This window comes from Nocardioides segetis (genome assembly GCF_051390595.1).
Classification (GTDB): domain Bacteria; phylum Actinomycetota; class Actinomycetes; order Propionibacteriales; family Nocardioidaceae; genus Nocardioides.
Genome location: NZ_JBNINR010000011.1, coordinates 14,603 through 34,767 on the forward strand (window position 1 = coordinate 14,603; position 20,165 = coordinate 34,767).

Genomic DNA, 20,165 nt, shown 5'->3' on the forward strand with positions numbered 1-20,165 from the left:
GGTTTGAGCGCGCGACGGCGTCGGAATCGCCGGTCGACCGGTTGTTCTGTCACTTGTCGGGCGTTGCAACGCCCGACAAGTGAGGGAAATGCCCGTCAAGTGCGGGAATCGCCGGTCGACCGGCGATTCCTGCACCCTCAGTACAGCGCGATCGGGTCGGGAGCGGGGAAGAGCAGATCGAGCTCGGCCAGGTCCTCGTCGGTGGGGACCCAGGCGTCAGCGGACGCGTTGGCCGTCACCTGCTCGGGCGACGTGGCGCCGGCGATGACCGAGGCGACCGGCGCCTGGGCGAGCAGCCAGCCGATCGCGACCGTGACCTCGGAGACCCCGCGGGCGGCGGCGAACGCGGAGTACGCCTGCAGCGTCGGCGAGACCGCGTCCTCGAGCAGGTGCTTGCGCGTGCGCGCCAGCCGGGTGCCCTCCGGCGCGGTGCCGGAGGCGTACTTGCCGGTCAGCAGGCCGTTGGCCAGCGGGAAGTACGGCAGCACGCCCAGCCCGAACTCGCGGGCGGCGGGCAGCACCTCGAGCTCCGCGCGGCGGTCGGTGAGGTTGTAGTGGTTCTGGGCCGAGACGAAGCGCTCGATGCCGAGCTCGCGGGCGACGTACTCCGCCTGGGCGATCTGCCACCCGGCCCGGTTGGAGTGGCCGAGGTAGCGGACCTTGCCCTCACGCACCAGGTCGTCGAGGGCCGCCATCGTCTCCTCGATCGGCGTGTTCGGGTCGGGGGTGTGGAACTGGTAGAGGTCGATCCAGTCGGTGCCGAGACGGCGCAGCGAGGCCTCGACCGCCGTGCGGAGGTAGCGGCGCGAGCCGCGGGCGCCGAAGTCCGGCCCGTTGACCCCACCCATGTCCATCCCGAACTTGGTGGCGAGGATCACCTCGGACCGGCGCGCGCCGAGTGCCCGGCCGAGCCGCTCCTCGGCGAGACCCGGCGTGGCGCCGTAGGTGTCGGCGACGTCGAAGAGCGTGATCCCCGCGTCCAGCGCGGCGTGGACGACGCGGTCGCTGCCCTCCTGCGACTCGGTGGCGGCGCCGGGTCGGCCGAGGTTGTTGCAGCCGAGGCCCACACGGGAGACGACGAGGCCGGAGCGGCCGAGCGGCACGGTGGAGGGGGTCGTGGAGGAGGGCGCGGTCATGCCTCGACGTTATCCTCCGGGAGTGGTCATCTCCGGAGGATGTTCGGAGACGGCCCGTGCTCCGGGTGCGTGCATGGCAAGGCGGCGGAGCGAAGTCGTACTTTGTCGTCCAACGAGGGACGCCAACGCCGCCAGGTGCGTGCCCTGGGCGCGGGGCGCCCGAACAGCTTCCGGAGATGACCACTAGTGCTCGATCGACCGCGCCGGACCCCGCTGCTGTCCTCGCTGATCCTGCTCGCCCTCTTCGGGGCGGTGGCGGCCGCGGTGGCCGCCGAGTGGTCCTGGGTGATGGACCTCGACGGCCACGGCGAGTCGGCACGCAACTGGGCCGGTGACGAGGAGTGGCTGCGCCACCCGCTGCGGGCGATCGAGATCGCCTTCGGCACCGCCGGCATGACCGTCATCACCGCGGTGCTGGCCGTCGCGCTGGTCCTGAAGGGGCATCGACGGGCGGGCATCCTGGTCGCGGCCGTGATGGCGGCGACCGCCCTGGCGACGTACGGCGCCAAGGTGCTGGTGGGTCGCGGCCGACCGGTGTGGCAGGACCCGGAGTACTTCCTGCACTCCAACGCGTTCCCGTCCGGGCACACCTCCGCGGCCGCCGCGTTCAGCGGCCTGGTGGTCCTGCTGGCGGTGATGCTCGTCCGGCGCGGCGGCATCCGACGGCTGCTCACGACTCTCGCCGTCCTGCTGTGGCTCCTCGTCGCCGCCGACCGGGTCCTCCTCGGGCGCCACTACCCCAGCGACGTCGTCGGCGGCACCCTGCTCGGCCTCGGCCTCCTCCTGCTCGGCGTGGCGCTCTACAACCCGCTCCCCCGCAGTCACGCGCTGAAGGCCGAGCCCCTGCCCGAGCCGTTCCCGTCGGCGCGCAACCTGGCCGTCGTGCTCAACCCGATCAAGGTCGAGTCGGTGGAGCAGTTCCAGGCACTGGTGACCCAGCTGGCGCTGGAATCCGGGTGGAACGAGCCGCGCTGGTATCTCACGACCGTCGAGGACTCCGGCACCGGGCAGGCCGAGCAGGCCTCCGTCGAGGGCGCCGACCTGGTCATCGTCTGCGGCGGCGACGGCACGGTCCGCGAGGTGTGCGCCGAGCTCGCCGGGACCGGCATCCCCGTGGGCGTCGTCCCCGCGGGCACCGGCAACCTGCTCGCCCGCAACCTGGAGATCCCGCTCTTCATCCGGGCCGCCATCGACATCGCGCTCACCGGCCAGGACCGGGCCATCGACATGGTCGAGGTCGACGGCGACGGGATCGAGCCGTCGCACTTCATGGTCATGGCGGGCATGGGCTTCGACGCCGCGATCATGGAGGGCGTCAACGAGGAGCTGAAGAAGAAGGTGGGCTGGCTCGCCTACGTCCTGTCCGGTCTCAAGGGCCTGATGTTCCCGGCCATGAGGCTGGAGATCTCCGTCGACGACGGCCCGTTCACCAAGCACCGCGCCCGCACCTGCGTGATCGGCAACGTCGGCAGCCTGCAGGGTGGGATGAACCTGCTCCCCGACGCCGCGATCGACGACGGCCAGCTCGACGTCGTCCTGCTCTACCCGCGGCGCTTCCTCAGCTGGATCCCGCTCGTGCTGCGGGTGCTCACCCGGCGCGAGCGCAACGCCGGCGAGTCGGTCGCGCGGATGACCGGGCGCAAGGTCGTGGTCCGCGCGTCGGGCGAGGTGCCGCGCCAGCTCGACGGCGACACCATCGGCCTCGGCTCCGAGCTGCGGATGGAGTGCATCCACGGCCGGGTGCTGGTGCGGGTGCCGCGGACGGTGTAGGCCGGGTTCGGGGTTTCCGGTTCAACTACCGAATTCGTCGCCAGACCGATCCGAACGCGACAATTTCGGTAGTTGAACCGTTCCCTACCCGACCCGCGCCAGGTCACCTCGGGTCAGCTGCGCGCGAGCCGGGCGTGGGCGACCGCCTCGCCCTCCTCGGGCGAGAGCTCCTGCTCGCCGCTCCACCCGGCGACCGACTTGGCGTACGTGCGGGCCTCGTTGCGGCCCCGGATCGAGGTGAGGACGACACCGTCGCCGGCATCGTCGAGCAGCGCGAGCGACCACGACAGGCGCCCGCCCATCTCGTCGAAGGCGTCGTAGCGCACGACGGCGAGGTGCCGCAGCGCGCCGACCGCCTCGGCCCGGAGCGCGGCGACCTCGCGGCGCAGTCCGGCCGCGTCCGCCGGCAGGTCCTCGACGGCCCCCGCGGCGGCGGGTCGTCCGTTGCGGAGCGCGGCCGCGAGCGCGGCCGCGGCGAGCAGGAGGGCGAGGATCGAGAGCGCGACGGCCATGCGGAAACCGTACGGAAGCGGACCCGCCCGGCGCGTCCGCACGCGCCGGGCCGTCCGTCACACCGTCGTCACCCCGTCCGTCACACCAGGGGATCAGTCGAGCGGCTGCGCTTCCTCGAGCCGGTCGGCCAGGTCGCCGAAGATCTCGGCGTACGCCTGGTAGGAGTACGGCGCGCCCGCGTACCACTCGTAGACCTGGCCGGCTTTGACGGCAGGCAGGTTCGCCCAGGTGTCGATGCCCTCCATCTTCTCCTTGACGGCGTCGGTGTTGCGCACGTCCATCAAGATGACATCGGCGTCGGCGTAGTCGGCCGCCTTCTCCCAGCTCAGCTCCTTGAAGACGTCGCCCTCCGGCACGTCCTCGGGGGCGATCAGGTCGACACCGGCCGCCTCGAGCGTGCCGGTCTCGGGCAGCGCGGCCGGGTTGACCACCCAGAACGAGGTGTCGCTGCCGGAGGCCACGAGCACCTTCAGGTCCCTCTCCGCGGCGGTGATGTCGGCGAGCGCCTCCTCGTAGTCGGCCTTCGCGTCCTGGACCGACTCGTCGCAGGTGGGGTCGGCGCCCAGCCGGCCGGCGAGGTCGACGAACAGCTCGATCGCCTCGTCGATGGTGGTCGGCTGGCCGTTGAGGCCGAGGATCGGCGCACGGTCCGCGATCTGCTTCTCCAGCTTGCCGGGCACGTACCAGAGCTCGCCGCCGAAGGAGAAGTCGAGCAGCAGGTCGGGCTCCATCGCGGCGTAGGCGTCGACGTCGAACTCGCCCCACGTGCTGCCGAGGCGGGTCATGGCGGTGAGGTCGACGTTGCCGCGCTGGTACGCCGACGCGGGGTCGTCGCCGAGCTCGCCGTAGATGCCGTCGACCTGGTAGCCGGCGTCCCAGAGCGCGGCGGCGATGCTGTTCTGCGCGACGACCGTGGTCGGGACCTCGTCGAGGGCGAGCTCGGTGCCGCGTGCGTCGTCGTAGGTGAAGCCTCCGGTCGGCGCGGCGGACTGGCACTCGGCGAGGGTGTCGTCGGTGCTGTCGTCCCGGGCGCCCGGGTCGGTGTCGCCGCTGCACGCGCCGAGGGCGAGCGCGGCGGTGACGGCGGTCGCCACGGCGATCGGGGCCCGGCGCGCGCCGTACCTTCGTCGGGTCATCTGGTCTCCTCCTCGGATGGGGCCGACGGGCTCGTCGACACGTTCTTGCGCGGGATCACGAGCGGCGTCCCGCACTCGGGGTCGGGGACGACGCGACAGGCGAGGCCGTAGACGTCCTCGACGAGCGCCTCGGTGATCACGTCGGCGGGCGCGCCCTCCGCGACCACCGCGCCGTCCTTCATCGCCACCAGGTGGGTGGCGTAGCGGCAGGCCAGGTTGAGGTCGTGGAGCACGGCGACGAGGGTGTAGCCACGCTCGACCCGGAGCCGCTCGCACAGGTCGAGCACCTCGACCTGATGCGCGATGTCGAGGTACGTCGTCGGCTCGTCGAGCAGCAGGATCTCGGTGCGCTGGGCCAGCGCCATCGCGAGCCAGACCCGTTGGCGCTGTCCTCCGGACAGCTCGTCCACCAGCCGCTCGGCGAGATCCTCGATGTCGGTGGCGGCCAGCGCCTCGCGCACCGCCTCCTCGTCGCTGCGGGTCCACTGGCGCAGCAGGCTCTGGTGGGGATAGCGCCCCCGCGCGACGAGGTCGGCGACGGTGATCCCGTCCGGCGCCACCTGGGCCTGGGGCAGCAGCCCGAGCCGGCGGGCCACCTCCTTGGAGGAGTACCGCTGGATCGCCTGCCCGTCGAGATGCACGGCGCCGTGGCGCGGCCTGAGCAGCCGCGCCAGCCCCCGCAGCAGGGTCGACTTGCCGCAGCCGTTGGCGCCGACGATGACCGTGAACGACCCGTCGGGCACGGCGAGCGTCAGGTCCTCGCTGATCACCCGCCGGTCGTAGCCGAGGGTCACCGCCTCGGCCCGCAGCCTCTGCTCGGCGTCCGGGCGGACGGCCGAGCGCGTCGCGCCGGTGGGAGTGGTCGGGAACGTCGTCATGCGTGCCCCTTTCGCCATTCGCGGGTCAGCAGCCAGGCGAGGAAGACCCCGCCGATCAGTCCGGTCACGACGCCGACGGGGACCTGCCGCGGCTGGAAGAGCTCGCGGGCGGCATGGTCGGCGAGGACGAGGAGCACCGCCCCGGTCAGTCCCGACACGAGGAGGTTCGGCCCGCTGGCGCCGGTGAGGCGGCGCGCGATCTGCGGGGCGCTGAGCGCCACGAACACGATCGGGCCGGCCGCGGCGACGGCGACGCTGCTGAGCAGCACGCCGACGACGATCGCGACCAGGCGCAGCCGGTCGGTGCGCTGGCCGAGGCCGGCCGCGCTGTCGTCGGCGAGCTCGGCGATCATCAGCGGCCGGGACATGCCCACGGCCGCGACGCACAGCACGCCGACGACGACGGCCAGCCAGCCGATCCCGTCCCAGCTCGCGCCGGCCAGGTTGCCGACCAGCCAGCCGCCGGCCTCCTGCGCGTCGTAGACGTCGGCCTGGACGATGAGCATCGAGTTGACCGACAGCAGGAGTGCGCCGAGGCCGACGCCGATCAGCACGAGGCGGAGCCCGTCGAGCCCGTTGCGCAGCGCCAGGGCGTAGACGACGGCCGCGGTGGCCAGTCCCCCGACGACCGCGCCCACCGAGGCACCGGCGAAGCCGCCGCCGAGCACGAGGAGCGCGACCAGGCCGCCCGTGGACGCGCCGGTCTCGAACCCGATGACGTCCGGACTGCCCAGCGGGTTGCGGGAGATCGTCTGGAAGATCGAGCCGGACATGCCCAGGGCGACGCCGATGAGGAGGGCGTTGACCACCCGCGGGAGCCGGGAGTCGAGGACGAGGTACTCCTCGAACGCCGAGCCCCCGCCGCCGAGCGTCGCGACCAGGCGGGGGAGGCCCATCTGGATCTCGCCGAACAGGACCGAGCAGACGGCGGCCGCGCCGGCGAGGGCGACGAGCGCCACCCCGACCAGGACCGAGCGCGGCGCGACGGGCAGCGCGATGGAGCCGACCCGGACGGCCCGGACGCCGAGGTCGACGGCTCCGGCGCCGCGGCCGGCGGGCGCGTCCCGCCCGGACCGCCCGGACCGCCCGGACCGCCCGGACCGCCCGGACCGCCCGGACCGCCCGGACCGCGCGACGGAATCGGCGAGATCGGCCGGATCGGCGCGGCGGCGTACCGGGGCGCTGCCCGGCGGGGAGGTGCGCGGGGCGCTCATAGGTGGGCCAGTCGACGGCGGCGGACGAGGAGGATGAACAACGGCGCGCCGATGAAGGCGGTCATGATGCCCGCCTCGACCTCGCGGTCGGAGGCGATCCGTCCGCTGGTGTCGGCCAGCAGCAGGAGGGCGGCCGAGAGCACCATGGACACCGGCAGCACCCAGCGCTGGTCGGGCCCGACCAGGTGCCGGGCGACGTGCGGCAGGACCAGCCCCAGGAAGACGATCGGACCGGCCAGCGCCGTGGCCGCCCCGCACAGCAGGGTGATCGCGACCGCCGTGAGGATGCGCAGCCGCCCGAGGTTGACCCCCAGCGCGCGGCCCGTGTCCTCGCCCAGCGCGATCGCGTTCAGCGCCGGCGCGACGAAGGCAGCCACCAGGGCGCCGGCGACGAGGAAGGGCCAGACGGTGCCGAGCACCGCGATCTCCCGCCCGACGACCGAGCCGACCAGCCAGAAGCGCATCGTGTCGAAGGCAGCCTGGCTGGAGAGCGCCACCCCGTTGACGTACGACGCCAGCACGGCCGTGAGCGCCGCGCCGGCCAGCGCGAGCCGTACGGGCGTGGTGCTCGCGCGGCCACCGGAGCCGAGCACGTAGACGACCACCGACGCGGCCGCGGCCCCGGCGAAGGCGAACCAGATCTGGATGCCGGCCGAGGTGACGTCGAGGAACGCGATCCCGGTGACGACGGCGGCCGCCGCCCCGGCGTTGACGCCGAGCAGGCCCGGGTCGGCGAGCGGGTTGCGGGTCAGCGCCTGCATCAGCGCGCCCGCGGCACCGAGGGCGAGTCCCACGACGAGGGCGATCACGGTGCGGTCGAGCCGCAGGCCGCGGACGATGTCGCGGGCCGGCGTCGCCCCGGGGTCGACGAGCTCGCGCAGCACGGTGCCGGGACCGAGCCACTGGTTGCCGATCATCAGGCTCAGCACGACGCTCACGCCGAGGACGACGAGCGCACCGAGGAGCGCGGCGACGCGGCGCGGCGTACCGACGCGGCTCTGCTCGGCGCGCGTGGAGGCGAGGACTGTCATGACTTAGGCGAGGCTAACCTGCTTTACCGTGGCGGGCGAGTCCGCCCATCGGTCGGACGGCCCCGGCGGCGGCGCCGATGCCACGCCCTACCCTGGGCGCATGGCCCGCATCGCGTACCAGGGAGAACCCGGCGCCAACTCGCACATCGTGTGCAAGCAGCACTACCCCGATGCGGAGGCCGTGGCGTGCGCGTCCTTCGAGGACGTGTTCGCCGCCGTGGCGAGCGGCGACTGCGACCTGGCCCTCATCCCGATCGACAACTCGATCGCCGGCCGGGTGGCCGACATCCACCACTTCCTGCCCGACTCGGGCCTGCACATCATCGCCGAGCACTTCCTGCGCATCCAGTTCCACCTGATGGTGGTCCCGGGGGCCTCCGTCGACACCCTGCGCACCGTGCACAGCCATGTCCACGCCCTCGGCCAGTGCCGCAAGGTGATCCGCGAGCTCGGGCTCACCCCGATCATCTCCGGCGACACGGCCGGGGCCGCCCGCGAGATCGCCGAGGCCGCCGACCCGACCCAGGCCGCCATCGCGCCGCCGCTCGCCGCGGAGATCTACGGCCTGGAGATCCTGCGCGAGGACGTCGAGGACGAGGACCACAACACGACCCGCTTCGTGCTGCTCTCCCCCGACTACGTCATGGCCCCGCAGGGCAACGGCCCGGTCGTCACCAGCTTCGTCTTCAACGTCCGCAACCTGCCCTCCGCCCTCTACAAGGCGCTCGGCGGGTTCGCCACCAACGGCATCAACATGACCAAGCTGGAGAGCTACATGGTGGGCGGGGAGTTCGCCGCGACCCAGTTCCTCGCCGAGGTCGACGGGCACCCCGACGACCCGGGTCTCAAGCGGGCCCTGGAGGAGCTGACCTTCTTCACCACCGACATCAAGGTGCTCGGCGTCTACCCGGCCGACCCGTTCCGCGGCTGACCCACCGCTCGCCGCCGTACGGCCCGAGACCGCCCGGTACGACGCCCGGCGGGCGGGTCGGATAACGCGCCCGCCGCGCACGCGTTGGGACAGTTGTCTCCCGCGCCGGCGCCGCGCGCACTAGGGTCGGCGGTGACAGTCGGGGAGAGAGGGCGAGCCGGGCGGGCCTCCGCCCAGCACAGCGAAAGGGTCAGCATGGCAACGTTCTTCGAGCACTTCTCACCCCAGGAGATCGCGCGGATCAGCGCGACGGGGCGGCGCGTGAAGCTCCCCGAGGGCTGGTCGCCGATCTGGGAGGACACCCCCGCCGACAAGGCGTACATCATCCTCGAGGGCAACGTCTCGGTGCGCCGTGACGGCGCCGAGATCGCCCAGCTCGGGCCGGGCGACATCGTCGGCGAGGCCGCGATCGTCGGGCAGAGGCTCCGCAACGCAACCGTCGTCGCCCTGACGCCGCTGGACACGATCCACCTCACCGACGACACCCTGCGCGAGCTCGACGCGGAGTGGCCGGCCTTCCACGAGGCGCTCGTCGAGGTCGCCCAGGCGCGCATCGGCGACCAGGGCTGAACCGGCCCACCGGGGCGCTCCGGCCGTGACGGCATCCGACGACCCCGCCGCCCGGCCGGACGGCGGGGTCGTCGGCGCGCTCGAGGAGCACCTCCTCGGCGAGTCGCCCTGGCTCACGCAGCGGCAGGTGGCCGAGCGGGCCGGGGTGCCGCTGGCGACCGCCAACGAGCTGTGGCACCTGCTGGGCTTCGCCCACGTGCCCGACGACGAGGCGGCGTTCACCACCGCCGACGTCCGGGCGCTGCAGCTCACCAGCGACCTGATCCGGCTCGGGATCCTCAGCCAGGAGCGGCAGGACGGCCTGGTCCGCACCTGGGGCCGCAGCTTCGCCCGGCTCGCCGACTGGCAGGTCGCCCTGCTCGCGTCGGTGGCCGCCGAGGCCGGCGCCGACCCCACCGAGGGCCTGCTCGCGATCTCCGACGAGGCCCTGCCGCGCGTCCAGGAGCTGCAGAGCTACGTGTGGCGCCGGCACCTGCTCAGCGCCGGGTCCCGCCTGCTGGCCGAGAGGTCCTCCGGACCGTCCGCGACGCTGGCCGTCTGCTTCGTCGACATCGTCGGCTACACCTCGCGATCGCGCACCCTGAGCGACCGTGAGCTGGTGACCTGGCTGGAGGCGTTCGAGTCCACCGTGCTCGGGCTCACCGTCGACCGCGGCGGTCGGATCATCAAGAACATCGGCGACGAGCTGCTGATCGTCGCCGACTCCCCCGAGGCGATGGCCGAGATCGCCCTCGAGCTCACCCGGCGCGGCGCCGATCCCGGCGACCCGTTCCCCGCCGTCCGCGCCGGCATCGCGTACGGCGAGGTGGTGACCCGCCTCGGCGACGTGTTCGGGCCCGTCGTCAACATCGCCGCACGCCTCACGTCGGTGGCCCGGCCCAACTCGGTCCTGGTCGACCTCGGCGCGTACGAGGCGCTGAGCGGCCGACGCGACGACGACGCCGACGACCACACGGGGACGTACCGGTTCCGGCGGCTGCGCCGCGTCTCCGTGAAGGGGTACGCCCGGCTCAAGGTCTGGGTGCTCCAGCGCCCCGCGACGTAGGCCGGATCACCTCGGGGGACGCACCGCGCAACCCCCCTGGTTTCCCGCGCCGCTCCGGGTGGGAGGGTCAAGGGCGGCGCGCCATGGGGCGTGCCCGATCCACTCAGACAGGAGTTCCGCTACATGCGCATGTCCCGAGCATTCGCCGTCGTCGTGGCCGCGGTGCTGATGGCGGTCGCCGGCCTCACCGGCGCGACCAGCCCTGCATCGGCCAAGGCCACCAAGACCACCGAGATCCGGTTCGAGTCGCCCGCTGCGACCGGCACCGGCTACGGCGACTACTACAGCATCTACGCCTACGTCTACGAGGCGGGCACCAGCACCAAGGTGTACGCCGGCGGCCTGACGCTGAACTCGCGGCCGATCGGCGGCACGACGTGGACTCCGCTGGCCAGCAACACCAGCGCCTACGTCATCGAGGGCTTCCAGCTGTCGGAGTCGTTCGAGTACCAGGCGGTCTACGCCGGCGGCACCAGCGGCAGCAACACCTACACGCCGGCGACGTCCCCGGTGTTCACGGTCAACGTGCAGCGCGGCATCAAGTACATCGAGAAGAGCGCCAAGAAGTTCTGCGCCGAGGTCGGCCCGCTCTCCGCGCCGTACAAGAACAAGCCGGTCACCACGTACTACAAGGTCGCCAAGAAGAAGGGCTGGCAGAAGGGCTACACCTTCCGCACCAACAAGAAGTCGCAGCACTGCTACAAGGTCACGAAGTCGAAGACGCCCAAGGGCGTGAAGGTCCCCAAGGGCCCCAAGCTCAAGGCCTCGAAGACCGTCTTCGTGAAGGCGGGCGGCATGAAGAAGTACGTCGACATCCAGACCTACACGTCCTGATCGACACCTGCTCCAGCCACGAGGGCGGGACCGGCGCTGCCGGTCCCGCCCTCGTGCGTCTCGGACGTCGTCAGCGGATGGTGACCTGCCGGTTCGCCAGTCCGTTGCGGGCCGAGCGCTGCTCGGTGGTCAGGTCGGAGTCGTCGGCGAGCGCGGCGTCGAGCTTCGCCTTGAACGCGGTGGCCGCCTCCTCCAGCGGCTCGGGGCCGGTGCCGACCGGCAGGTCCCACACCGGCGCCAGCAGCCCGTGGGCGCGGAACATGCCGACGAAGCGGGCCTCGGGGACGATCACGTCGTCGCCGGAGACGTGCAGGCAGGCGAGCGCGTCGAGCAGCGCGTCCTCGGGCTCCGGCATCACCCAGCGCAGGTGCTCCTTGGCACCCATCCGGGTCCAGTACGCCGCCGTCACGGCCGTGAGCCGAGCCGTCGGCGCCGCGGCGCCCTCGGCCTGCTCCAGGGCCTGGGCGAGCTCGGAGCTCGCCTCCATGTCGGAGACCCAGTAGTCGAAGCCCTCGTGCACCTCGACGGCGAGCTCACCGTCGGCGACGAGGTCCTGGAGGCGCGGTCCCGGGCCGGGCGGGGCCGTCAGCCCGACCATGCCGGCCCCGGCGTCCGCGGCGAGGGCCTCCACGAGGACGGCGCCGAGGTCGCGCGCGGGATCGCCGAAGTTGTGCTGGACCTGCAGGCCGAGCCAGACCTCGCCGCTGTCGCGGACCAGGGCGGGCGCGGCCATCGGCAGCAGCGTGCAGAGCCGGACCACGCGGTCGGCGTACTCGCCCTGGAGGGGGAGCGGCGCGGTCGCGGCGGGCACCAGCTCGCGCAGCGCCACGATGTCGCACTCGGAGGCCAGGCCCTCGAAGGGGCGCTTGACGAAGACCTGGCCGCCGCCCGGCGCGCCGTGGCAGGCCTTGTAGCGCTTGCCGGAGCCACACGGGCACGGCTGCCGGGGGCCGACCTCGCCCGCCGGGGTGTCGGTGACGGCCGAGGCCTTGGTGCGGTTCTTCTTCGCCATGCGCGGAAAACTACTGGTCGGGCCCGAACCGCCGCGCCAGCAGGTCGACCATCAGCCGCGGACGGTCGCTGATCACCGCGCTCACCCCGAGGTCGAGGCAGCGCTGGAGATCCTCCTCGTCGTTGACCGTCCAAACGTGGATGTCGCGGCCGCTGCGCCCGATCGACTCGCCGATGCGCGGGTGGTCGCGCAGCAGGCCGATGCCCGGCCCCACGATCCAGTCGCGGCCGATCACCCGGCGCAGCATCTGCCACGAGGTCGGCTTGTCGAGCAGCTGGACCAGCCGGATCTCCGGCGCGAGCCGCTCCACCCGCTGCAACGCGGTGAAGGAGAAGCTCATCACCCGGACCGGCGCGCCGGCGCGGTCCCAGCCGAAGTCGCGCAGCATCTCGACGAGCCGCTTCTCCACGAGCCCGGCATACCGGGTCGGGTGCTTGGTCTCGATCGCCACCTCGACCCGGCGCTCGTCGTCGGCGACGGTCTCGAGCAGCTTGCGCAGGGTGAGGACGCCCCGCAGGCTCTCGTCCTCGTCGGGCGCCTCGTCGTCCAGCTCGGCCCACGGGTTCTTCCAGGCCGCGAAGTCGAGCTCGGAGAGGTCCGCGAGCTCCATGGTCGACACGATGCCCTTGTTGGCGGCCGTGCGGCGCAGGTCGCGGTCGTGCACGCAGACCAGATGGCCGTCGGCGGTGAGCCGGACGTCGCACTCCAAACCCTCGGCGCCGGCGTCGAGCGCCTCCAGGTAGGCGCCCAGGGTGTGCTCGGCGAGCTCGTGACTGGCGCCGCGGTGGGCGACCACCTGCGGTCGGACGGTGGGCACGCCGTCGATTGTGGCAGGTCGCGAGCGGGCCCCGCCTCAGGGTCGGATCCGGGTCGGACCGGGGTCGTTCCCCGATGTCCCGGCGGCTCCTGCGAGGCAGAGTGGACGCATGAGCAACTACGAGAGCTACCCCTCCCCGCACAGCCCCTCCGCGCCGCGCCGGCTGACCCGCCGCGAGCACGACAAGATGATCGGCGGCGTCTGCGCCGGCGTCGCCGCGCACGTCGGGATCGACGTCACCGTCGTCCGGCTGCTGATGGTCGCCGCGACCGTCTTCACCGGTGGCGCCGGCATCCTGCTCTACCTGGCGGGCTGGTGGCTGATGCCCCGCGGCTGAGCCCCCTAGCCTGAGCGGGTGCCCGACCCCCTGCCCGGCCCCCTGCCCGACCCCCTGCGAGACCCTGTCCCTGACCTCGCGCTGGTCGCCCAGCTCCGCGCCGCGGGCTGCGTGTTCGCCGAGGAGGAGGCCGAGGTGCTGCGATCCTCCGCGACCTCGCCCGGGCACCTCGAGGAGCTCGTCCGGCGGCGGGTGGCCGGCGAGCCGCTGGAGTACGTCGTGGGCTGGGTCGCCTTCGACGGTGGCCGGGTCGCGGTCGACCCGGGCGTGTTCGTCCCGCGCCGGCGCACGGCGTACCTCGTCGAGCTGGCGGCGCCCCTCCTCACCGGCGGCGACACCCTCCTCGACCTGTGCTGCGGCACCGGCGCGCTGGGCCTGGCCCTCGCCCGGCGGGTCGCCGGCCTGGTCGTCCACGCCGGCGACGTCGACCCCGACGCGGCCGCCTGCGCGGCCCGCAACCTCGCGGAGGTCGGCGGGACCGCGGTGGCCGGCGACCTGGACTCGCCCCTGCCGCCCGCCCTGCGCGGCACCGTCGCGGTCATCGTCGCCAACGTCCCCTACGTCCCGACCGGCGCCGTCGCGCTGATGCCCCCGGAGTCCCGCGACCACGAGCCCCGCGGCACCGTCGACGGCGGTCCCGACGGCCTCGACGTGCTCCGCCGGGTCGCCGCGCTCGCCCCCTCCTGGCTGCGTCCGGGCGGGACGCTGCTCTCCGAGATCTCCCTCGACCAGGCCCCCGCCGCCCGCGCCGCCCTCACCGCCGCCGGCCTGGTGGCCGCGATCCATCACGACGAGGAGCGCGAAACGACGGCGGTGTCCGGCCTGAGGCCCCTTGTAACTAAGGGTTACGTCACGAATTGTGGCGCAACAGCACCCGGGTAGTAGCAACAGCACCGAGGTAGTTGAACGGCCGGTGGGGCGCGGCCGCCCTGGCCCCGCGGCCGAGTCGTGGGCCCGGTCGCCGTACGGCCTGCAGCCGTCCATGGACGACCCGAGCGAACTACCCGGGCGCCGTGGCTACTACCCGGGTGCTGGTGCAGCGAAAATCGTGCTGTAACCCTTAGTTACAAGGCGCGTGCAGCCGCACCTCGCCACCCGCCCACCGGCGCCGCAGCCATCGGTCGTGGGAGGCGACCACGACCGTGCCGGGGCTGGCGCCGATCGCCTCCTCCAACTCCGTGACGAGGGCGAGGGAGAGGTGGTTGGTGGGCTCGTCGAGCAGCAGCAGGTCCGGCTCGGTGGCGACGGCGATCGCCAGCGCGAGCCGGCGCCGCTGGCCCACCGACAGCAGGACCACGGGCTTGGCGTGCTCGCGCGGGTGGAGCAGGCCGAGACCCCGCAGCGGACGGCGGGCGGCGAGCTCGGCACCGACCGCCTCGTCGTACGTCGCCAGCGCGCTCGCCGTCAGATCCGGGAAGTGCGGGTCCTGGGTGAGCTCGGCGATCCGCCGCGCACCGACCTGGACCTCGCCCGTGGTGGGCTCGATCCGACCCGACAGCACGCCGAGGAGGGTCGACTTGCCGGTCCCGTTGGCCCCCGTGACCAACAGGTGGGTGCCGCTGTCGAGGTCCAGCACGGGCAGGCGGAGCCGACCCGTGACGGTGAGGTCGCGCACCGTGGCCACGCGCCCGGTGCCCGAGACGGGCGCGGTGAGGCCGGTCGCGAGCCGCAGCGGCGCGGGCGGCCTGGGGACCTGGCTGCGCTCGGCCTCCTCCAGGCGCCGCTCGGCGTCGCGCTTGCGCCGGGCCAGTGCGCGGTCGACGTTGGCCCCCTTGAAGGCGTGGATGAACTTGTCGTTGTCGCGCGGGCCGCGACCGGGAGCCACGGCGCTCTGGTCGATCCGGGCGGCCTCCCGCAGCCGCTCCAGCTCCTCCTGCTGCTGGGCGTAGGTGTCCTGCCAACGGCGCCGGGCGGCGGCCCGCGCCTCGGCGTAGGCGGTCCAGCCGCCGCCGTACCTGCGTCCGCCGCGACCGTCGGTGCCCAGCCCCACCGGGTCGAGATCGACCAGGTCGGTGCAGACCTCGTCGAGCAGCACCCGGTCGTGGCTGGTCAGCACGACCACGCCGGGGAGGTCACGCAGGAAGGAGACGAGCAGCGCGACCGCCTCGTCGTCGAGATGGTTCGTGGGCTCGTCGAGCAGCAGGCACTGCGGCCGCCGAGTCATCAGGGTGGCGAGCGCGAGCCGGGTGCGCTGCCCACCGGACAGGGTGCCGACACGCCGGTCCTGCGGCAGGTGGTCGAGGCCGAGCTGCTCCGCGGCCAGCAGCGCCCGCCGGTCGGCGTCCCACGCGTCGTGGGCAAGCGCGAGCTCGAGCGCGGCGGCGTACTCCTCCGCGGTCGCGGGGTCGTCCAGCCGGTCGGCGAGGGTCTCGACCTTCGCCACCGCCTCGCGCAGCGGTCGCAGCGCGGAGGCGAGGACGTCGGCGATGGTGTCCCTGTCGGCGAAGGGCGGCTCCTGGGTGAGGAACGCCAGGTCGGCGGGACGCTCGATCGTGCCGGTGACCTGGGCGGTCGCGGGCAGGTCACCGGTGACCGCCCGCAGCAGCGTGGACTTCCCCGCGCCGTTCTCACCGATCAAGCCGATCCGCCGCCCCGGCTGGGCGAGCAGGTCGATGCCGTCGAGGACGGTCCGGCGCCCGAAGACGACGGTGAGGTCGCGGACGACGAGCGGGGCGAGTGACGCGGTGGTGGGCGCTGACATGGCTGATCCGATCGGTGACGGGGTCGGACTCGCCGGGCGAGGGCCGGGACGCTGGGTCTCCGGGCGGCCGCGGGCGCGAGTCGGGTCAGGCGAGGATCAGCATGATGGGACGAGCCTACGTCGCAGGTGGTGGGGGAAGCGAGCCGATATCCAGACCGCGCGTGACAGGGACTCAGATCCCGTCGAGGATCCGGGCCCGCGCGGCGTCGTACTCCTCGCGGCTGACGAGATCGCGCCGGAGCAGGTCGTCGAGCTCGGCGAGCCGGGCGGCCGCAGGTCGATCGTCGGCGGGCGGGCGGAGGGTGCCGGGCGGGACCGGCCGGGCCGCTTCCCAGTCGATCTCCCACTCGTCGGTCTCGGGGTCGATGAGGATCGGCAGCTCGCCGACGTGCAGCAGCGGGATGTGGACGTCCGGGACCACCGTGCGCGCCTGCGCCTCGAAGGGCGTGATGTCGCCGCCCTCGACCACCAGCTTGATGATCATCATCGGCTGGTCGTTGACCCGCACGCCGGTCGGCTCGAACGACAGCACCCGGCCCCGCGCGGCGCGGCCACGGGTCCGCAGCCGGTGGAGCCTCTGGGCCGAGCGGTAGCGGCCGCGGCCGAGGAGCAGGCCGATCACCAGGTCGAGCAGCGTGATGCCGACGCCGGTAGGCAGCAGCCAGCTCGTCTCGGGGACGTCGGCGACCAGACCCAGCACGAGGAAGATCGGTCCGACGATGCCCGCCACGAGCACGAACAGCACGGGAGGCAGCACGCTGCCCACCAGCGACGGCGGCTTGGGGGCGTCCCGCGGAGCGACGGTCATGGCGCCCAGCGTAGGGCTGATCGCGCCGCTCCCGGGACGTCTCGGTCAGGCCTTCTTGAGCCGCGCGATGACGCCGTCGATGTCGCGCTGCAGCATGTCGCGGCGCACGAAGTGACCGCCGGGCAGCTCGTGCCACTCGTGCGGGATGCCCTGCGCGGCGAGCAGGCCGCGGAACTCGCGCTGCCCGGCGCGGACCGGGGTCTCGTTGATGTCCTCGTCGAGGCCGCAGACCAGGAAGATCCGCTTGTTCAGGTAGCTGTTGAGCCGCTGCACCGGGTTGTCGGCGCTCACCCGCGCCTCGTCCCAGAAGGGTGCGCCGTAGACCGTGCCGCCCGCCAGCTCGACCGCCGCCGAGCTCGTGTTCGCCCAGTGCACGACCAGGCCCGCGTCGCGCCGCAGGCTCGCCGGCCCCGAGTGGGAGCTGACGGAGGCGAAGTGACCGTAGTACTTCGCGGTGTACTTGAGCGCGCCGAACCCGCCCATCGAGAACCCGGAGACCGCCCGGCCGTCGTACTCGGCGTAGGTGCGGAAGTTGGCGTCCACCCAGGGGATGAGCTGGTTCATGTGGAAGCTCTCCCAGTTGCGGGGGCCGCTGAAGGAGGTGACCGGGTTGCTGTACCAGCCCGCGCCGCCGCCGTCGGGCATGACCACGATCAGCCGGCGACCGGCGGTGAGCCCGATGATGTCGTCCTCCATGTGGAACTTGCGGAAGTCCTGCAGGCCGCCGTGGAGCAGGTAGAGGACGGGGTAGCGCCGCCAGTTGGTGGTGTAGTAGTCGTCCGGGAGGAGGACGTTGACGCCGGGCTGCCAGCCGATCTGGGCGGTCGCGAACCGGAAGTAGTTCAGCCGCCCGAACACGCCCTGGTCGGTGATGGTGAGACCGAAGCCGTTGCCGGCGGCGCGGGCGGGCGCGGCGAGTCCGGGCAGGCCGATCGGCGCGAGTGCGCCGATGGCGGCGGCCCCTCCGGCGTACTTGAGCAGGCGGCGTCGATCCAGTGTCCGGTTGGCGTCCATCGGTCCTCCGATTCGGGGTCATCTCGAGTCATGCGGGGTCAGACCAATATCCGCGCGGCGGTCGGACGCGGCCAGGGCCGAGGAGGCCAAGGTCGTTGTCATTCCGGGCCAGCGGAGGTAGGAAGTGGCCCATGACCGAGTGGTTCGACCAGCCTGTGGTGCCGGTCGGCTACGGGCTGCTCATCGAGGAGGTGGCCGCCTCCTTCGGCGTCGGCACCGAGCTCCTCGCCGCCGCCGGCCTGCCGCCGACGGCGTTCGCCGACCCGCAGGGCCGGCTCACCCCGCTCCAGGCCGGACACCTCCTGCTGCACGGCATGCATCTCACCCGGGAGCCGGGACTCGGCTACGAGATCGGCCTGCGCAGCAGCCTGACCTCCCACGGCATCATGGGCTTCGGCCTGCTCACCTCCGCGACGCTGCGCGACGCCATCGAGCTCGGCGTGGAGTACAGCGGCGTCCGGCTGCCGATGCTGACGCTCGGGCTCGTGCTCGACGGCGACCAGGCCGCGGTCGCCGTCCGCGAGACGCGTCCGCTCGGCGAGGTCCGCCAGTGCATGTTCGACCTCTTCCTCACCGGGCTCGCCCGGATGACACCGGCGCTGCTCGGCCGGCCGCAACACGACGTCGAGCTGTGGTTCGAGGGCGCGGAGCCCGACCACTTCGCGCGCTACCGCGACCGCCTGCCACCGGCCCGCTTCGACACGGGGGTGCACCAGGTGCGCTTCCCCGTCGAGCGTCTGGACGAGCGCCTCGACACCGCGAACGCCGTGGCCGCGCGGCTCGCTCAGGAGGAGCTCTCCGGCGAGCGCGACCGGATCGGGCTGACCGACGACGTCGTCGCCCGGGTGCAGGCGCTGCTGGGATCGCGGGCCGCCGGCTTCAGCCTCGAGGCGGTGGCCGCGGCGATGCACATCTCGACCCGCACGCTCAAGCGGCGGCTGCAGGCGACCGGCACCACCTTCCACGACCTGTCCGCCGACGCCCGGCGCACCGAGGCCATGCGGCTGCTGCGGGGCTCGGCGATGGGCGTGGAGGACATCGCCCGACTCCTGGGGTACGCCGATCCGAGCAACTTCGTGCGCGCGTTCAAGCGCTGGACCGGTCTGACTCCCGGCGCCTACCGACGCGCGGAGCAGGCCCGGGAGGAGCGCACCGGGTAGGCGGAGCCGGCGCCCTCGTGGTCATCTAGGCCTGGGTGCGGAGGTAGCGCCCGAAGTGCGGCACCGTGAAGGCGATCCGGCCCCGCTCGCCGGAGTAGATGAGCCCCTTCTTGAGCAGGGCGTCGCGGGCCGGCGACAGCGACTGGGGCTTCTTCCCGAGCACCCCGGCCACGTCAGCGGTCGCCACGGAGCCGACGGGATCCTCGGCGCCCTCACCGGCCGCGGCGACAGCGGCGTCGGCCATCGCGCGCAGGTAGTCGCGTTCGGCGGGGGTGGCGCGCTCGTAGCGGGAGCCGAAGAAGCCGACCGCCAGCTCGGCCTCGGCCTCCGGCCCCGCGACGGCGACGTCCTCGGCCGTGATCGGAGTGCGGGGCGCGAGGTCCCACACGGATCGCCCGTAGGCCTGGATGAAGTACGGATAGCCCCGGGTGGCGTCGTACATGGCGGCGAGGGCGTCGGGGGTGAAGGCGGCCTCCTCCTCGGCGGCCGGGGCCACGAGCGCCCGGTCGGCGGCCTCGCGGGAGAGGCGGTCGATGCGCTGGTAGGAGAAGAGCCGCTCGGAGTAGGACTTGCTCGCGGACAGCACGGCGGGCAGGTGCGGCAGACCGGCCCCGACGACGATGACCGGCAGGCCGTTCTGGCTGAGCTCGTGGCAGGCGGCGCAGAGCGCCGACACGTCGGCGGCGCCGAGGTCCTGCATCTCGTCGATGAAGACCGCCACCCCCTTGCCGACGTCGGCCGCGAGGCCGCCGACATCGGTGAGCAGCTCGACCAGGTCGATCTCGACGTCGCCCGAGTCGGCGCGGCCGCGGACGGCGGGCGCGGCGATCCCCGGCGACCACCGGTCGCGCAGCTTGGCGTCCGCACCCGCCTCGCGCTGGGCGAAGGAGCGGATCACGCCCAGGACATGAGTGACTCCGTCGGCCTCGGCGGGCTCGTGCACGGCCGGCCCGAGCTCGCGCACGGCCTGGTGCAACGCCGAGGAGAGCGGGCGGCGCAGGGACTGGTCGGGCCGCGCCTCCAGCTTGCCGGTCCCCCAACCCTTGCGGACGGCGGCCGAGCGCAGCGCGTTGAGCAGGACCGTCTTCCCGACACCACGCAGCCCGGTCAGCACGAGCGAGCGCTCCGGGCGGCCGCGGGCGACGCGTTCGAGGACGACCTCGAAGGCGGCCAGCTGCTCGTCGCGACCCGCCAGCTCGGGCGGTCGCTGGCCGGCGCCGGGCGCGTACGGATTGCGGATCGGGTCCATGATCCGACG

20 protein-coding genes are annotated in these 20,165 nt (G+C 73.2%); 8 read left to right on the plus strand and 12 right to left on the minus strand.

What is annotated here, in order from left to right; genetic code table 11:
* Nucleotides 1–137: 137 nt before the first annotated feature.
* Complete coding sequence (locus ACPZVR_RS17850) at nucleotides 138–1,136, minus strand: aldo/keto reductase (protein ID WP_436701013.1); 999 nt, start codon at nucleotides 1,134–1,136, stop codon at nucleotides 138–140.
* 186 nt (nucleotides 1,137–1,322) lie between these two features.
* Here ACPZVR_RS17850 and ACPZVR_RS17855 point away from each other — a divergent pair, with 186 nt between their 5' ends.
* A complete protein-coding gene (locus ACPZVR_RS17855; protein WP_436701014.1) occupies nucleotides 1,323–2,906 on the plus strand; it encodes a bifunctional phosphatase PAP2/diacylglycerol kinase family protein in 1,584 nt (527 codons plus the stop codon).
* A 113-nt stretch (nucleotides 2,907–3,019) separates the two neighbouring features.
* Here ACPZVR_RS17855 and ACPZVR_RS17860 read toward each other — a convergent pair whose 3' ends face one another.
* The 5 genes from ACPZVR_RS17860 to ACPZVR_RS17880 all read right to left on the minus strand — a co-directional run bounded on the left by ACPZVR_RS17860 (nucleotide 3,020) and on the right by ACPZVR_RS17880 (nucleotide 7,678).
* A complete protein-coding gene (locus ACPZVR_RS17860; protein ID WP_436701016.1) occupies nucleotides 3,020–3,418 on the minus strand; it encodes a DUF4446 family protein in 399 nt (132 codons plus the stop codon).
* Nucleotides 3,419–3,511: 93 nt separating this feature from the next.
* Nucleotides 3,512–4,555, minus strand: a complete 1,044-nt coding sequence (locus ACPZVR_RS17865; protein WP_436701017.1) for an ABC transporter substrate-binding protein — start codon at nucleotides 4,553–4,555, stop codon at nucleotides 3,512–3,514.
* Complete coding sequence (locus tag ACPZVR_RS17870) at nucleotides 4,552–5,433, minus strand: ABC transporter ATP-binding protein (protein ID WP_436701018.1); 882 nt, start codon at nucleotides 5,431–5,433, stop codon at nucleotides 4,552–4,554. The genes ACPZVR_RS17865 and ACPZVR_RS17870 overlap by 4 nt, the downstream gene beginning before the upstream one ends.
* The gene (locus ACPZVR_RS17875; RefSeq protein WP_436701019.1) at nucleotides 5,430–6,647 is read right to left on the minus strand and encodes a FecCD family ABC transporter permease; all 1,218 of its coding nucleotides are present in this window, start codon (nucleotides 6,645–6,647) and stop codon (nucleotides 5,430–5,432) included. Before ACPZVR_RS17875 ends, ACPZVR_RS17870 begins: the two co-directional genes overlap by 4 nt.
* The gene (locus tag ACPZVR_RS17880; protein ID WP_436701020.1) at nucleotides 6,644–7,678 is read right to left on the minus strand and encodes an iron chelate uptake ABC transporter family permease subunit; all 1,035 of its coding nucleotides are present in this window, start codon (nucleotides 7,676–7,678) and stop codon (nucleotides 6,644–6,646) included. The genes ACPZVR_RS17875 and ACPZVR_RS17880 overlap by 4 nt, the downstream gene beginning before the upstream one ends.
* A gap of 100 nt (nucleotides 7,679–7,778) precedes the next feature.
* Between ACPZVR_RS17880 and ACPZVR_RS17885 the strand changes: the two genes are divergently transcribed.
* From ACPZVR_RS17885 to ACPZVR_RS17900, 4 genes are all read left to right on the plus strand, one after another.
* On the plus strand, nucleotides 7,779–8,609 hold the full coding sequence (locus ACPZVR_RS17885) for a prephenate dehydratase (RefSeq protein WP_436701021.1): 831 nt from the start codon (nucleotides 7,779–7,781) through the stop codon (nucleotides 8,607–8,609).
* Between the two features lie 195 nt (nucleotides 8,610–8,804).
* Nucleotides 8,805–9,179 carry a Crp/Fnr family transcriptional regulator gene (locus ACPZVR_RS17890; protein WP_436701022.1) on the plus strand — a complete coding sequence of 125 codons (375 nt, stop codon included), beginning with the start codon at nucleotides 8,805–8,807 and terminating at the stop codon, nucleotides 9,177–9,179.
* A gap of 25 nt (nucleotides 9,180–9,204) precedes the next feature.
* Nucleotides 9,205–10,224, plus strand: a complete 1,020-nt coding sequence (locus tag ACPZVR_RS17895) for an adenylate/guanylate cyclase domain-containing protein (protein ID WP_436701023.1) — start codon at nucleotides 9,205–9,207, stop codon at nucleotides 10,222–10,224.
* 129 nt (nucleotides 10,225–10,353) lie between these two features.
* A complete protein-coding gene (locus ACPZVR_RS17900) occupies nucleotides 10,354–11,058 on the plus strand; it encodes a hypothetical protein (RefSeq protein WP_436701024.1) in 705 nt (234 codons plus the stop codon).
* Nucleotides 11,059–11,128: 70 nt separating this feature from the next.
* Here ACPZVR_RS17900 and ACPZVR_RS17905 read toward each other — a convergent pair whose 3' ends face one another.
* Together ACPZVR_RS17905 and ACPZVR_RS17910 are read right to left on the minus strand one after the other, a co-directional pair.
* A complete protein-coding gene (locus ACPZVR_RS17905; RefSeq protein WP_436701026.1) occupies nucleotides 11,129–12,070 on the minus strand; it encodes a DUF5926 family protein in 942 nt (313 codons plus the stop codon).
* Between the two features lie 10 nt (nucleotides 12,071–12,080).
* Complete coding sequence (locus tag ACPZVR_RS17910) at nucleotides 12,081–12,887, minus strand: glycerophosphodiester phosphodiesterase (protein ID WP_436701028.1); 807 nt, start codon at nucleotides 12,885–12,887, stop codon at nucleotides 12,081–12,083.
* A gap of 109 nt (nucleotides 12,888–12,996) precedes the next feature.
* Between ACPZVR_RS17910 and ACPZVR_RS17915 the strand changes: the two genes are divergently transcribed.
* Both ACPZVR_RS17915 and ACPZVR_RS17920 read left to right on the plus strand, forming a co-directional pair.
* A complete protein-coding gene (locus ACPZVR_RS17915) occupies nucleotides 12,997–13,224 on the plus strand; it encodes a PspC domain-containing protein (RefSeq protein ID WP_436701029.1) in 228 nt (75 codons plus the stop codon).
* Nucleotides 13,225–13,242: 18 nt separating this feature from the next.
* Nucleotides 13,243–14,106 (plus strand): putative protein N(5)-glutamine methyltransferase, encoded by an 864-nt coding sequence (locus ACPZVR_RS17920; RefSeq protein WP_436701030.1) that lies wholly within the window; start codon nucleotides 13,243–13,245, stop codon nucleotides 14,104–14,106.
* Between the two features lie 178 nt (nucleotides 14,107–14,284).
* Here the strand turns inward: ACPZVR_RS17920 and ACPZVR_RS17925 are convergent, their stop codons facing one another.
* The 3 genes from ACPZVR_RS17925 to ACPZVR_RS17935 form a co-directional block, all read right to left on the minus strand.
* On the minus strand, nucleotides 14,285–15,925 hold the full coding sequence (locus ACPZVR_RS17925) for an ABC-F family ATP-binding cassette domain-containing protein (protein WP_436701031.1): 1,641 nt from the start codon (nucleotides 15,923–15,925) through the stop codon (nucleotides 14,285–14,287).
* A gap of 172 nt (nucleotides 15,926–16,097) precedes the next feature.
* Entirely contained in the window at nucleotides 16,098–16,733 is a 636-nt protein-coding gene (locus ACPZVR_RS17930; protein WP_436701033.1) for an SHOCT domain-containing protein, read from the minus strand.
* Between the two features lie 45 nt (nucleotides 16,734–16,778).
* Nucleotides 16,779–17,747: an alpha/beta hydrolase gene (locus ACPZVR_RS17935; RefSeq protein ID WP_436701035.1), complete on the minus strand. Its 969-nt coding sequence runs from the start codon at nucleotides 17,745–17,747 to the stop codon at nucleotides 16,779–16,781.
* A 131-nt stretch (nucleotides 17,748–17,878) separates the two neighbouring features.
* On the opposite strand from ACPZVR_RS17935, the gene ACPZVR_RS17940 reads away from it, so the two are divergent.
* Nucleotides 17,879–18,907 carry an AraC family transcriptional regulator gene (locus ACPZVR_RS17940; RefSeq protein ID WP_436701037.1) on the plus strand — a complete coding sequence of 343 codons (1,029 nt, stop codon included), beginning with the start codon at nucleotides 17,879–17,881 and terminating at the stop codon, nucleotides 18,905–18,907.
* 25 nt (nucleotides 18,908–18,932) lie between these two features.
* Here the strand turns inward: ACPZVR_RS17940 and ACPZVR_RS17945 are convergent, their stop codons facing one another.
* Nucleotides 18,933–20,156 carry an ATP-binding protein gene (locus tag ACPZVR_RS17945; RefSeq protein WP_436701039.1) on the minus strand — a complete coding sequence of 408 codons (1,224 nt, stop codon included), beginning with the start codon at nucleotides 20,154–20,156 and terminating at the stop codon, nucleotides 18,933–18,935.
* Nucleotides 20,157–20,165 lie beyond the last annotated feature (9 nt).